The sequence below is a fragment of the Xanthomonas axonopodis genome (assembly GCF_001304695.1).
GTDB lineage: Bacteria > Pseudomonadota > Gammaproteobacteria > Xanthomonadales > Xanthomonadaceae > Xanthomonas > Xanthomonas axonopodis.
On sequence record NZ_JFAQ01000003.1, the window covers coordinates 13,187 to 27,229 of the forward strand.

Sequence of the window (14,043 nt, forward strand, 5' to 3'; positions counted from 1 at the left end):
TGCCCATCACGGCGACTGACCGCCCGCCTCCGGCACTTCCAAACATCGAGCGCGTGCGCCTGCGGCTGGGCGCATGCATGGCCTCTCACGTGGCCAACAGCCCATCGGCTACCATGCGGCCATGCCAATGCCCTCCCCCACGATTCCGCCCCTGCGTGATGGCAATTTTCTCGCCGCCATCGACCTAGGCTCCAACAGTTTCCACATGGTCATTGCGCGCTACCTGATGGGTCAGCTGCGCGTCGTCGATCGCCTGCGCGAGACCGTGCGCATGGCCGATGGCCTGGATGGCAAAGGTGGGCTCTCCAACGAAGCGCGTCAGCGCGCACTGGAATGCCTGGCGCGTTTCGGCCAGCGCATTCGCGACGTGCCTTCGCTACGCGTGCGCGCGCTCGCGACCAACACGGTGCGTCAGCTGCGTTCGCCGCAAGCGTTTCTGATGCCGGCCGAAACCGCGCTGGGCCATGCGATCGAAGTGGTCAGCGGGCGCGAGGAAGCACGCCTGATCTATCTGGGCGTGGCGCATGCGCAACCGCCCAAGCCCGACCAACGCCGGCTGGTGATCGACATCGGTGGCGGCTCGACCGAGTTCATCATCGGCCGCGGGTTTCAGACGCTGGAACGCGAAAGTCTGCAGGCCGGATGCATTGCCAGCACGCGGCGGTTTTTCCCGGGCGGCAAATTGTCCAAGAAGAAATGGAAGGACGCGCTGACCGAGATCGGCGCCGAGTTCCAGCAGTTCGCCGGCCAATACAAGGCGCTGGGCTGGCATGAGGCGATCGGCTCGTCCGGCACACACAAGGCCATCGGCGAGATGTGCGCGGCGATGAAGCTGACCAAGGGTGCGATCACCGCGCAGGCGCTGCCGGCCCTGCGCGAGGAGTTGCTCAAGGCCAAGCGCATCGAAGATATCCAGCTGCCCGGCCTGGCGGCGGAACGGCAGCCCATCATCGCCGGTGGCATCTTGGTGCTAGAAGCTGCGTTCCAGGCGCTGGGGCTGGAGAAACTGATGGTCAGCAAGGCGGCGATGCGCGAAGGCATCCTGTACGACATGCTCGGCCGCGGCGGCGAGAACGACCCGCGCGACAGTTCGGTGACCTCGCTGATGCAGCGTTACGGCATCGACGAAGTACAGGCGCAGCGCGTGGAAGCCACCGCCTGCCGCCTGTTCGATCAGGTCTGCGAATCCTGGCAACTGGATGGCGACGACGCGCAGGTGCTGCGCCGCGCCGCGCGCCTGCACGAGCTGGGGCTGATCATTGCGCACAGCCAGTACCACGTGCACGGCAGCTACATTCTGGAGCATTCGGATATCGCGGGTTTTTCGCGACAGGAACAGCAGGTGCTGGCCTCGCTGGTGCGTACGCACCGGCGTAATGTGCCCAAGACCGCCTTCGATGCGCTGCCCGACCGCCTGCTGCTGCAGACCCGGCGCAAGGCCGCACTGCTGCGACTGGCGGTATTGCTGCACCGCGCGCATGAATCCGACCCGATTCCGACCCTGGAACTTACCGCCGACGATAACCGGCTGTCGTTGATCCTGTCGCAAAGCTGGATCGACTCGCGCCCGTTGCTGCGCGCCGACCTGATCGGCGAAGTCGACAGCATGGCCGGGCTGGGAATTGCGTTCAAACCGTTTGTGACCTGAGGCCTGCGGCCTCAGGCGGGATTGGTGATTGGGGATTCGGGATTCGCTTAAAGCCAGCGCACCATCGTTGTGGGATGCGTGCCGAGAAGATGAATTCCGCTGTTGCGAATCTCCAATTCCCAATCCCGAATCCCGTCACACCTGTCACCGCCACGTCTTATCGGCGCAACATCAATGCCATCGCACTCCCGGAAACTAGTCAAAACGGGAGAACGGGCATGCGCTACGCAATCGTTACCGAAACCTATCCCCCCGAGGTCAACGGTGTTGCGTTGACCGTGCATAGTCTGGAAACCGGTCTGCGCGCGCGTGGACACCAGGTGGATGTGGTGCGGCCACGCCAGCGCGCCGATACCGCGCCGAGCGATGCACTGCTGGTGCGTGGCGCATCGCTGCCGCGCTACCCGGGATTGAAATTCGGCCTGCCGGCCACGCAACGCCTCGTCCGTCATTGGCGCAGCACGCAACCGGACGCGATCTACGTGGCCACGGAAGGCCCGCTGGGCTGGTCGGCAATGCGCGCAGCCCGCCGGCTCGGCATTCCGGTGGCCACCGGCTTCCATACCCGCTTCGACGAATACCTGCCCGACTACGGCGCTGCCTGGCTTCAGGGCACCGCGTTACGCTGGATGCGGCGCTTCCACAACCAGGCCGATGCCACCCTGGTGCCCACGCGCGAGCTGCAGCAGTTCCTGCGCAATGATGGCTTTGAGCGTGTGCAATTGCTGGCGCGCGCAGTGGATAGCCAGCAATTCGATCCGAGCCGCCGCGATTTGGCATTGCGCGCCGATTGGGGCATCGAAGGCGAAGGCTTTGCCGCCATCTATGTCGGGCGCATCGCCAGCGAAAAGAATTTGCCGCTGGCCGTGCGCGCCTTTCGCAAACTGCAGCAGATCCGCCCGAAGGCACGTTTCGTGTGGGTGGGCGATGGCCCCGCACGCGAGAAGATTGCGCACGACAATCCGGACTTCATTTTCTGCGGCGTCCAACGTGGCGATGCGTTGGCGCGCCACTTCGCCAGCGGTGATCTGTTCCTGTTTCCCAGCCGCAGCGAAACCTTCGGCAATGTGACGCTGGAAGCGATGGCCAGCGGTGTGGCCACCGTCGCTTTCGATTACGGCGCTGCACGCGAGTATCTGCGCAACGGCCATAGTGGTGCGGCGGTGGACACCGACGAGGCCTTCATCCAGGCCGCCGTCGCGCTCACCGAAGACGACGCACTGCGCCAGCGCATGGGCACGGCAGCGGCGCAGGCGATGAAGAAATTGCATCCAGACAATGTGGTCTGCGACTTCGAAGCCCTATTGCTGGGAATCAGCGCTGCACGGGGGCGTTATGTCGTCAACGCGGCTTGAGGTCTTGCGCGGTCACGAAGCGCGCTGGTGCCGCCGCGCCAATCTCTGGTGCCGACGCCACCCGGTACGGCGCGTCTTCGCCACCATCAGCCGACTGGGCGACGGCGTGTTCTGGTACGCCTTGATGGGGTTGCTGGTGGTGCTCGACGGCATGGACGGCGTGCGTGCGTCGGCGCACATGGCCGCCACCGGCGTGCTTGCATTGACGTTGTACAAGGCGCTTAAACGCTGGACCCGGCGTCCGCGTCCGTATGCGGCGGACGTGCGGATTCGCGCATGGGTGGCGCCGCTGGACGAGTTCAGTTTCCCCTCCGGCCACACCTTGCACGCGGTGTCCTTCAGCATCGTGGCGCTGGCCTATTACCCCTGGCTGGCCCCCTTGCTGGTGCCGTTTTCGGCAGGCGTGGCGCTCTCGCGGGTAGTGCTGGGCCTGCATTATCCCAGCGACGTGCTGGCCGCCACGCTGATCGGCGTGCTGCTGGCCAGCCTGTCGCTGTGGGGGCTGCCGGTGGTGTTGGGGTAATCGGTGGCGGTTTGCGTGATGACGGCTCGCTGACAGGTAAGCGTAAGGGCAAACGGACAGGGACCAAGACGCTGCCAAGTAAGCAGCAAGGCCTCTTCGCCTCATCCTTCTCCCTTCGGGACATTGTCCTTCTTTATGGGGGAGAAGGTGCCCCGCAGGGACGGATGAAGAGACGTGTGAAGCCTCATGCACCCGCCGTCGATGGGTGTTTCGTAAAAGTCGAAAAGAACCCAGCGCAGCAATTGCGACTTCAGCGCGTGGCTTCACCCCGTACCCTCACCCCGCCCCTCTCGCGTAGGGAGAGGGGATCTTGCGCTGAAGGTACGCGGTGAACTGACGGAAGGTTGCCCACCCACGCGCATGTCCCACGGCGCGTGCGACCCGCAGGATGTCTAAATGGCGATCGCCAGCCTCCGGCGTCGTTGCAAGTTGGCACACCAATCGCCGCGAAGCTGCAATGCTTCTGCGATTCCCAATTCCCAATTCCCGCCCCGCTCTGCCGCCGTACAATGGCGCAATGACGACCTTGTTCATTTCCGACCTGCATCTGGATCCGGCCCGGCCGGCGATCACCGAGTTGTTCCTGGACTTCCTGCGTACGCAGGTGCCCGGGAGCGACGCGCTCTACATCCTGGGCGATCTGTTCGAAGCCTGGATCGGCGGCGGCACTCCGTCCACCGCCGCCGATGCAGTGGCGGTGGCCCTGCATGCAGTGGCAGATTCCGGCGTGCCGGTGTTCTTCATGGCCGGCAACCGCGACTTTCTGGTGGGCGAAACCTACGCGCAACGGGCGGGCTTCCGGATCCTGCCCGACCCCACCGTCATCGATCTGTACGGACACACCACGCTACTGATGCACGGCGACTTGCTGTGCACCGACGACACGGCCTACCAGGCCTTCCGCGCGCAGACGCGCGACCCAGTGTTCCAGGCGCAGTTCCTGGCCCAGCCGCTGGCCGCACGCGTTGCGTTCGCGCAGCAGGCGCGCGCGGCCAGCCAGGCGCGGCATGCAGAACTCAAGCAGGGCGACCAGTCGCGCTTCGAAACCGTCACCGACGTGGCGCCGGCCGAAGTGGAAGCCACCTTCGTGCGTTACGGGCTGGATCGGCTGATCCACGGCCACACCCATCGCCCTGCCATCCACACCTTGCAGGCCGGTGGCAACACCTGCACGCGCATCGTGCTGGGCGACTGGTACGAGCAAGGATCGGTCTTGCGCGTGGATGCCGATGGCGTGTCGCTGGAGCAGTTGGCGTTGTAACGCGGCAGATCCACGTACCGTGCCTGCCATGGCACGGCGCAGCGACGCGGTGCTGCATTGAGGGCGCGCAGCAAGATCGAAGGCGCGCCCGAGGCCACAGATGCACGGCGACGCTGCGATGGATCAGCGGCGCTTGCCGATCAAGGTGCGCAGCATCCTCAGGCGTGCCAATCAGTGACCGCAACGCTCACTGCGCGCTTCGCGCACGCTCGGCGTAGTCGACGAAATCGGCATTCACCACGTCGTACCACAGCAGCGTGTCATCGGCCTGTACGCGGAAACGGTCGCGTACCGGGCTGGTCTGCGGGTCGCCAGGGCAGCCATCGCCATGGCGTTCGCGCACCGCAAAATCGAACGTGTCCGGCGCAGGCGCATCGCCGTCCTCGGCCATGATGCTGATGCAGTTATCCGGGTAGACCTTGTCGCCCTGCAAGCGGGTTTCGAGCGCCTGCAGCGCGCGGGCTTGCGCATCGTCGCTGGGGGGCGGTGCCGGTGCGCTCACGGCAGGCTTGGGTTGCGCGACGACGGGGTCGGCCGGTTGCTGCTTGCATCCGGCAACCGTCAGCGCGGCCAGGAACACAAGCGCATGACGCAGGGACGTGGACATGAGGGCTCCGCTCGATAGGACAGGGCCGGCAATCGCCGACGGTGCGCCTAGTCTGCGCGATCCACGCGCGCGGGTGTAGCTGAAAAGGGCCCGGCACTTGCGGTGCCGGGCCGGGCCTGGATCGGTTAACAAACCTCAACGGAAGGCCGCAATCGTGGCCTTGGTGTTGACCAGCACGCGTTGGTTGTCGGCGGTGCTGGCATTGCCCATGGGCACGCCGTTGTAGCTGATGTTGGGGTTGGACCAGTAGTTCAGGCGCGGGCAACCGCTGGTGCAGTCGTAGGCCATGATGGTGCGCCAGCTGTTGCTGTTGCCGTAGCGATAACCGTGGCCATACGCGTACGGCGAGTTGCTCGGGTCGTTGATTGCGTCATGGCGTGCGCTTTGCAGATGCCCGATTTCGTGAGCGAAACTGTAGTAACCGGTGGCGCAATCCCAGTACACCGACGCAAAAGCACTTGCGGCGTTGGAGCCGATGCCCGACGCCAGGCCGCAGTAGCTGCTGTTGTCCAGCACGATGACTCCCACATCGACCGTGTAGGTGTTGCGGCTGGTGTGGATGCTGTCCATGTAGTCGTCGTTGGTCACCCGGAAACGCTGCAGGTCGGTCGTGAAGTTGCCGGTCTCGGTGTGGCTGGTGGTCTCGTAGCGCGCCAGCTGCAAAGTGATGCCCACGTTGCTATTGATGTAGCCCTGGTTGGCTTCGGCCACCGCCAGTTGCACCAGCGATTGCATGTTGGCGCCGTAAGCGGTCACGGCCTTGTTGGTAGCCACCACCAGCACGCGGATGGTTGCCGGGCTACCTGATGAGGCGGCGGCAGCGGTCACGCGTCCATCGCCGGGCATGTCGAACTTCGGCAGCAGGCTGTAGTCGGCCGGATGCTCCTGCGGCATGCGCTGCTCATCCACTTGCACCAGCACGTGGCGGCCATCGGCCAGCGGACGCAGGCGATAGAGCTTGCCGGCGTAGCGAATCGTGCCGGTCACGGTGTCGCCGCTGCGCACCAGGATGGCCGAGTTCATCGGGTCCACGCCCGACAGCGTGCGCGCGCGGGTGCCTGCACGTGCACCGAGATTGCCGTACCACACGCTGTCGCTACCCTCCAGGGCATCGACCTTGGCCTGGGTGGCAGTGACGGTCTGACCATCCAGCTGCAGCTCCAGCAATTTTTCCGAGGCGGTCACCGCGCCGGCGTCGAGCTGAACCACCTGCGCGTTGGCAGTGGACGGGGCGCTCAACAGGCGTTGCAGCGACGGTTCGGCTGCAGCGGTGGCGGTGGCACTGCGGCTCAGCGCAGCGCCGGTTTGATACAACGGCTTGCCGGCAGCGGCGGCCGAGCCGGCCAGGCACATGGCGATCAGACCCACCGTGGTGCACATCGACTTCGACTTCATCGTCTTTCTCTCCTAAGACATGAAAGTTACGGATGTGGAACAGCGGGCCCCTGGCCCCGGGACGCCATTAGGGCGCGTGAAACTGTACCGAATGCAAGTTGTTGCAACGGCAAATTATGTTTCTGTGATGTTTGCCAATGCCTGGGTGCGATTCCATCAGCTCTCGAAGGGGAGCCAGCGCACAGTCCTGGTCAAAGAGCTTGTTCTCAAGGAGCGTGTCGAACGAGCACAGCCGCCTTCGCAGACAACACGACCATCTCGCGTCGTCATACAGTTCGCTGCGCATCGACGTGATTGCCTCAGCCACGATTGGCCGCGTCGACATCGCCTATATTGCAAAACACTGTGCCGCGTCGGCGTCAGTGCAGATGGCAAGCGCATCCACCTCGTCCGTGCAGGGCGCAGCGTGCATCGATGCACGCCTCATCGGCCGTGGGCGTTGAAGGTGCGCCCCCAATCTGTAGAACGTGAGGCGGCGTGTGTGGCGTCATTGGAATCCGCGCACGCATGCGTCAGGCAGATTCTCAACACAGGCCATGCAAGCAGATTCGCGGCCCGCATGCAGGCCACGCTCAGCCAGCCTGCTCCACCAGGTCGGCCAGCTCGTCCTCGTCGAAACCGGCAAGCAGGCGCGCCTGCAGATTGAACGGCCCATGCAGATAACCGCCGGCGTATTCGCGCAGCAGAGCCTTGAACCGTGCGCGCGGCTCGACACCGGCCTGCTCGCAATACCAGCGGTACCAGCGCGAGCCGGCGGCCACGTGCGCCACTTCTTCGCGCAGGATGGTTTCGAGCACCTCGGCCGTGACAGCGTCGCCGAGCGAACGAAGCTTGACGATCATCGCCGGCGTTACATCCAGCCCGCGCGCTTCGAGCACGCGCGGCACCAGCGCCATGCGCGCCAGGCCGTCGTGTGCCGTCTTTTCGCACATTTCCCACAACCCGTTATGCGCGGCGAAATCGCCGTAGTCGTGGTCGTGCGCCTGCAATCGTGCGCGCAGCAGCATGAAGTGCTGCGACTCGTCGTCGGCCACCGCCACCCAATCGGCGTAGAACGCCGCGGGAAGCCCGCGAAAGCGATACACCGCATCCCACGCCAGATCGATGGCGTTGAGTTCGATGTGCGCAATTGCATGAATGAACGCAGCGCGCCCTTCCGGCGTGCCCAGTCCACGGCGCGGCAAGTCGCGCGGATGCACCAGCAGTGGCGTCGCCGGACGGCCTGGCATACGGATCGGCGCAGGCGCGGGCGCCGCCGGATCGAGCGTGAGGACGCCTTCGCGAAAGGCTGCTGCGTAGTGCTGGGTCAGCGCAACTTTCTGTTGCGGGTCGGCCTGGTCCAGGCACAGGCACGCAGCGTCGAACAGATCCGCGCTTGCGAACGGGTCGCTGCTCATGCCGTTGGCCGTACGGGGCAGTGGCGCGCTGCAGAAACCCATTGCGCTTGCACGTGTTCGGCCGCGGGTAGCTGCGCGTTGTGCAGGCACCCACCGTCGAGCGTGTCGATGGCTGCAGCGTTTTGGTTGCCACACCCTGCCCACGCCATCCGCACGCCTACCAGCGCGGCCAATCGGCCGCCCCGCCTGGGTGCCTCAGGCGCGGCGACGCTTCTTGGCATCGTCCGAGCGCAGCTGCTGGATGCGTTCGAAATACCCTGGCTCGATGCCGGTGATGTATTCGCCGTTGAAGCACGAGGAATCGAACTGCTTGATGTCCGGGTTGCCTTCGCGCACCGCCACTTCCAGGTCTTCCAGATCCTGGTAGATCAGCCAGTCGCAGCCCAGAAACTCCTGGATTTCCAGCTCGCTGCGGCCATGCGCAATGAGCTCTTCGGCCGCCGGCATGTCGATGCCGTAGATATTGGGGTAGCGCACCGGGGGGGCGGCCGAGGCCAGGTATACCTTGCGTGCGCCAGCGTCGCGCGCCATCTGCACGATCTGCCGGCTGGTGGTGCCGCGCACGATCGAATCGTCCACCAGCAGCACCACGCGGTTGCGGAATTCCAGGTGGATCGGGTTGAGCTTGCGGCGTACCGATTTCTGCCGTTCGCCCTGCCCCGGCATGATGAAGGTGCGGCCCACGTAGCGATTCTTGACGAAACCCTCGCGGTATTTCACGCCGAGTACGTTGGACATCTCCAGCGCCACATCGCGCGAGGTGTCCGGGATCGGGATGATGGTGTCGATGTCATGGTCCGGGCGCAGGCGCAGGATCTTTTCGCCCAGCTTCAGGCCCATGCGCATGCGCGCCTTGTGCACCGAGATGTTGTCGATCATCGAATCGGGGCGCGCGAAATACACGTACTCGAAAATGCACGGCGCGTTGTTGGTCGGCGCGGCGCAGACTTCCGAGAACAGCTCGCCGCGCGCGGTGATCACCAGCGCTTCGCCCGGGCGCACGTCGCGCACGCGCTGGTAGCCGAGGATATCCAGCGCTGCCGATTCGGAGGAGACGATGTATTCGGTGCCTTCAGCATGCTCGCGCTTGCCCAGCACCAGCGGGCGGATGCCGTGCGGGTCGCGGAACGCCACCAGGCCCAGGCCCAGCACCACGCTGACCACCGCGTAGCCGCCCTTGCAGCGGCGGTGCACGCCGGCCACCGCACGGATCGCCGCTTCGGGGGTGAGCATGCGCTGCGCGTCCAGCTCGTAGGCGAACACGTTCAACAGCACTTCGCTGTCCGAATCGGTATTGATGTTGCGGCGGTCGGCTTCGAACACCTGCTGGCGCAAGGCCTCGGTGTTGATCAGGTTGCCGTTGTGCGCCAGCGCGATGCCGTAGGGCGAATTGACGTAGAACGGCTGCGCCTCGTCCATGCCTTCCGAGCCTGCGGTCGGGTAGCGGCAATGCGCGATGCCGACGCGGCCTTCCAGCACCGCCATCTTCTTTTCGTCGAAGACGTCGCGCACCAGGCCGTTGGCCTTCTGCACGCGCAGGCGCGTGCCGTCTGCGGTGGCGATGCCTGCGGCGTCCTGCCCACGATGCTGCAGGACGGTCAGGCCGTCATACAGCTGCCCGGCGACGTTCTGGTTACCGACAATACCGACGATGCCACACATGGTGCGCGTTCTCCGCTTCGGCTTGCGCCGTTACTGTGAAGGTGGCCGTGCCTGGCCTTGGGATTCGACCCGAGCCGGGTCGCTTTCTCCGCCGCGAACCTGCGCCGGATCGATGTTGGCCGGCATCGCCTGCGTCGGATCGCGTCCGTCGCCAGCGGTCTTGCCGGGTTTGCCGAGCGCACGGGTGATGGTGTCGCTCAGCCCGGAACCGCCAAGTGCCTTGCCCAGGTCCGTATTATCGCCTGCCGAAGGCAACTTACCCAACTCCGTGGGCAAGTTGCCGAGTTCCATTGATGGCATTTCCATCGACGGCATCCGCCAGGCCGGCAGTTGCGCCCGCATCCAGCCGGCGCCCGGCTGCAGCATGGGCAGCAGCACCGACTGGAGCCATGCCGGCTCGCGCGGCAGCGGGGTGAAGCCCATCAGCAGCACCAGCACGCTGGCCAGAAACGCGCCGCGCACCACGCCCAGGCCGAACCCGAGCATGCGGTCGGTGCCGCCGAGCTTGATCGCATCCACGCCCGCGCGAATCACCATGCCAATCACCGCCACGCTGATCAGCACACCGACGAACACCATGGCGTAGCCGCCGAACGATTCGGTCGCAGACGGATGCTTGCCATCGGCCAGCCAGCGCGCGGCCGCGCCGCCGAACATGAAGGTGGCCCAGCCGGCCAGCAGCCACGACAACGTGCCTACCACGATGGCGACAAAGCCACGCAGCAAGCCCAATAGGGCCGAGACCAGAATGATGACGCCCAGCACCATGTCGATCATGGGCAACTTCTCCGCGTGGCGCGCGCGCCGTGAGTGCAATTGGGCTCGGTCGTCATTGCCTCCCCTCCATGGGTGCGAGGCGTTCGAAAATCCAGCAACTGCAGGCGCGCAGTGCAGGCAGTTAGCGGACACGTGGCGGTCCGTCGGCAGTGCAGTGTACGAGCGGCTGCCACCTGCGCGGCGGCCACGTTTGCTTGCGGCCGGCATGGCGATTACGGATGTGGCCGCACTATGCCCGAGATTCCGACCTTGGCTGCCACCTGGGCACGCAACTGTTCGGCATCGCTGCGATTGGCCACCGGGCCGACACGCACGCGGTTGAGCGCGCCCTTGTCGGTCCGCACCTGTTCGACGAAGGCGCTGAAGCCGGCAGCGCGCACGCGGTCGCGCAAGGCTTCGGCATCTTCGGCACGACCGAACGCGCCCAACTGCACGGCAAACCCGACCGCGCTGGCCGCAGGCGCAGCCGGCGCGGTGACCACCGGCTTGGCAGGCTCTGGCTTGGCAGCAAGCTCGGGCTTGGCGGCTGCAGGCGTAGGGGTTGCAGGCTTGGTGACCTCAGGCTTGGCCGGCACGGGCTTGGCCACTTCGGCCGGCTTGGGCGCGGCGGCCACCGGTTTGGCGGGCTCCGGCGGCAGGCTTTCGGTCTTGGTCGGTGCGGTGGTGCTGGCGGCGGCTGCGCTGCTGCCGGGTTTGGCGGCAGGTGCAGGCACCGGTGCGCTGGCGACAGGCGCCGGCGCGGCGGCGTTGGCATCCAACGTCACCACCTGGGCGTTGACGTCGCTGCGCACCTTCACTGCCTGCAGGCGGGCCGATTCGGCCTGGGCCTGGTCGGCATACGGCCCCACGAGCACGCGCCAGGCCGGGCGGCCGTTGATCTGGGTCTTTTCGCTGAAACCGGGCAACTGTGCCTGCTTGAGCCGCGCAATCACCGCATCGGCGTCGGCGCTGGTGGCGTACGCGCCGAAATTCACCGCGTAATTGCCGGCAGCCACTTCCGGAGCCGAGGGCGTGCTGGACGGGGCGGCCAGATCGGCGGCGTCGGGGTTGTTCTGCACCGGCGCCGGCGCGCCGGCCATGCCTAGCGCGCCACCGGCCGGCGCATTGCCCGGTGTCACCAGCGGCAATTCGCGGGTTTCGAACTCGCCATTGGCGGGCGCTGCGGGCGCCTCAAGCGGCACATCGGCCACACCGCTCGACGGCGCGGGGCCTTTGACCAGCATCGGCAGGAAGATCACGGCAAGCGCCACCAGAACGATGGCGCCAATCAGTCGCTGTTTCAGAGCAGTATCCACGGAAGAGACGAGAGGCGGCGTGGCGGGGTGCCGCGGCGATTATAAGGCCGGCGCCACCCCGACGACCTCAGCGGGCTGAATGAAGTGCGCTAAGCGCGTCGGCCACGGTGTGAAACGAACCGAAGACCAGCACGCGATCGCCGGGGCTGGCCGCGTCCAGAACCGCGCGCACTGCGCTGGCAACATCGCGATGACACGGCGCCTGCGCGGCGGCACTGCCCTGCAGACGGGCTCGCAGCGCCTGCGCCGATTGGCCGCGTGCGGCTTCCAGCCCCGCCAGCGCCCAGTGGTCGATCTGCGCAGCGACTGCCTCCACCACGCCCAGCACATCCTTATCGGCCAATGCGGCGAAGATCGCATAGGTGCTGCCGGCATGCGCCTGCGCACCGAGCGCGGCAGCCAGCGCGCGCGCGGCCTGCGGGTTATGGCCGACATCCAGCAAGACCTGCAGGCCATCAACCTCAAGCCGCTGCAGTCGCCCGGCCACGTGCGCGTTGCCGATGCCCTGCGCCCAGGCCGCGTCGGGCACCTCCACCGGCAATGCCTGCAATGTGGCGATCGCGGCAGCGGCGTTGGCCAGTTGCACCGGCGCGCGCAATGCCGGCATCGGCAATTCCAGCGTCACCGCCACATCGCGCCAGCGCCAGTGCGGCGCGTCCGATTGCGAGGGCTCGGCGTGCTGTGTGTCGATCGGCTCGAAGAAATAATCGCTGCCGGCACGGATTGCATTGGCACCCAGCTGGTAGGCGCGACGCAGCACGCTGGACGGCGGGTCGATCTCGCCCAGCACCACCGGCTTCCAGGCGCGGATGATGCCGGCCTTCTCGGTACCGATGGCCTCGCGGTCTTCGCCCAACCAGTCGGTGTGGTCGAGATCGACGGTGGTGATCACCGCCACGTCCGAATCGACGATGTTGACCGCATCCAGGCGTCCGCCCAGGCCGATTTCCAGTACCGCCAACTCCAGCGCGGACTGCTGAAACAACCGCAGCGCCGCCAGCGTACCGAACTCGAAATAGGTCAGCGCGGTGTCGCCGCGTGCTGCTTCGACCGCCGCAAACGCGTCGACCAGCTGCGCGTCACTGGCCTCGTTGCCATCGATGCGCACGCGCTCGTTGTAGCGCAGCAGATGCGGCGAGGTGTAGGCACCGACCTTCCAGCCGGCGGCACGCCCGATCGCCTCGATGAAGGCCACCGTCGAGCCCTTGCCATTGGTCCCGCCCACGACGATGACGTGCGTGGCCGGCGACGCGAGCTGCAACCGCGCCGCAACATCGCGCACGCGCTCCAGGCCCATGGCAATGGCGCTGGGATGCTGCTGCTCGATATAGGCGAGCCAGTCGGAGAGAGAGTCGGTTGCGTTCATGGGGAGAACCGCGCAGAGAGGGGCACATTATCGCCATTTGCGCCTGCGCATCGCACGCCACCTCGGCGCTCGATGCATCGCGAGTGCCTGGTCGGACCGATGCACGGGATGGCGCGTCATCAATGTCTACGCAGCAGCACCGTTAGGGGAGGCCTGAACAACGAGACCTGACAGGGCGGAAGGTGGCATCGTTCCGGAGAGTCGCGTTTGGATCCTCGGATTTTTCGCCATTTATGGCGTTTTCCTTGGAAATTTCCCGGGTTACAGGCGCACGCTCCCCATCGCAGGCAGTAATTGCTTTCGCTTCATCTACAGGTTTGACAATGCAAACAAGGTCAGCACTTGTGCCGTGTTCTTGGCCAGACCGCGATAGCGGACCTTGGTGTCGCCAAACTGGCGCTTGATCACCCGGAATGGATGTTCCACCTTCGCGCGCACGCTGGCCCTGACGTGTTCCCAACGCTGTTCCCGAGTACGCTCGCGTGTGTTGCCGATGGCTTGCATCGTCGAGGGCCGGGCGGCGATGAAGAATGCTGCTTGGCAGTCCCGCAGTTCTTGGCGTTTGTCCGCGCCGGTGTAGCCGCTGTCGCCGAACACGCTGTCTTCCTTGCCGTGCAGCAATGCGTGCGTCACCGTGACATCGGCGACATTGGCCGCTGTGCAATGGACATGGTGCACCAGTCCGGAAAACTCATCCACGCCAATGTGCGCCTTCATCCCGAAATACCACTGATTCCCCTTCTTGGTCTGATGCATC

The 14,043-nt window shown here is 65.6% G+C and carries 12 protein-coding genes; 4 read left to right on the forward strand and 8 right to left on the reverse strand.

Annotated elements, in window-relative coordinates; genetic code table 11:
• Nucleotides 1-127 precede the first annotated feature (127 nt).
• From ppx to lpxH, 4 genes are all read left to right on the forward strand, one after another.
• On the forward strand, nucleotides 128-1,648 hold the full coding sequence (gene ppx, locus XAXN_RS00195) for an exopolyphosphatase (RefSeq protein WP_174515526.1): 1,521 nt from the start codon (nucleotides 128-130) through the stop codon (nucleotides 1,646-1,648).
• A gap of 218 nt (nucleotides 1,649-1,866) precedes the next feature.
• On the forward strand, nucleotides 1,867-3,003 hold the full coding sequence (locus XAXN_RS00200; RefSeq protein ID WP_054318050.1) for a glycosyltransferase family 4 protein: 1,137 nt from the start codon (nucleotides 1,867-1,869) through the stop codon (nucleotides 3,001-3,003).
• Entirely contained in the window at nucleotides 2,984-3,526 is a 543-nt protein-coding gene (locus XAXN_RS00205) for a phosphatase PAP2 family protein (RefSeq protein WP_008571423.1), read from the forward strand. Before XAXN_RS00200 ends, XAXN_RS00205 begins: the two co-directional genes overlap by 20 nt.
• 517 nt (nucleotides 3,527-4,043) lie before the next feature.
• Nucleotides 4,044-4,787: a UDP-2,3-diacylglucosamine diphosphatase gene (gene lpxH, locus XAXN_RS00210; RefSeq protein WP_054318051.1), complete on the forward strand. Its 744-nt coding sequence runs from the start codon at nucleotides 4,044-4,046 to the stop codon at nucleotides 4,785-4,787.
• 187 nt (nucleotides 4,788-4,974) lie between these two features.
• On the opposite strand, the gene XAXN_RS00215 is transcribed toward lpxH, so the two are convergent.
• The 8 genes from XAXN_RS00215 to XAXN_RS00250 all read right to left on the reverse strand — a co-directional run.
• On the reverse strand, nucleotides 4,975-5,394 hold the full coding sequence (locus XAXN_RS00215; protein ID WP_054318052.1) for a hypothetical protein: 420 nt from the start codon (nucleotides 5,392-5,394) through the stop codon (nucleotides 4,975-4,977).
• A 135-nt stretch (nucleotides 5,395-5,529) separates the two neighbouring features.
• Nucleotides 5,530-6,789 (reverse strand): zinc-dependent metalloprotease, encoded by a 1,260-nt coding sequence (locus XAXN_RS00220; protein ID WP_054318053.1) that lies wholly within the window; start codon nucleotides 6,787-6,789, stop codon nucleotides 5,530-5,532.
• Nucleotides 6,790-7,361: 572 nt separating this feature from the next.
• Entirely contained in the window at nucleotides 7,362-8,207 is an 846-nt protein-coding gene (locus tag XAXN_RS00225) for a ferritin-like domain-containing protein (protein ID WP_174515517.1), read from the reverse strand.
• 174 nt (nucleotides 8,208-8,381) lie between these two features.
• Entirely contained in the window at nucleotides 8,382-9,848 is a 1,467-nt protein-coding gene (gene purF / locus XAXN_RS00230; protein ID WP_003483730.1) for an amidophosphoribosyltransferase, read from the reverse strand.
• Nucleotides 9,849-9,878: 30 nt separating this feature from the next.
• Nucleotides 9,879-10,625: a CvpA family protein gene (locus XAXN_RS00235; RefSeq protein ID WP_054318055.1), complete on the reverse strand. Its 747-nt coding sequence runs from the start codon at nucleotides 10,623-10,625 to the stop codon at nucleotides 9,879-9,881.
• Nucleotides 10,626-10,837: 212 nt separating this feature from the next.
• A complete protein-coding gene (locus tag XAXN_RS00240; protein ID WP_054318056.1) occupies nucleotides 10,838-11,920 on the reverse strand; it encodes an SPOR domain-containing protein in 1,083 nt (360 codons plus the stop codon).
• A gap of 67 nt (nucleotides 11,921-11,987) precedes the next feature.
• The gene (folC, locus tag XAXN_RS00245; RefSeq protein WP_054318057.1) at nucleotides 11,988-13,286 is read right to left on the reverse strand and encodes a bifunctional tetrahydrofolate synthase/dihydrofolate synthase; all 1,299 of its coding nucleotides are present in this window, start codon (nucleotides 13,284-13,286) and stop codon (nucleotides 11,988-11,990) included.
• A 309-nt stretch (nucleotides 13,287-13,595) separates the two neighbouring features.
• A partial coding sequence (locus tag XAXN_RS00250; protein WP_134984810.1) for an IS5 family transposase occupies nucleotides 13,596-14,043 on the reverse strand: 448 nt, incomplete at its 5' end.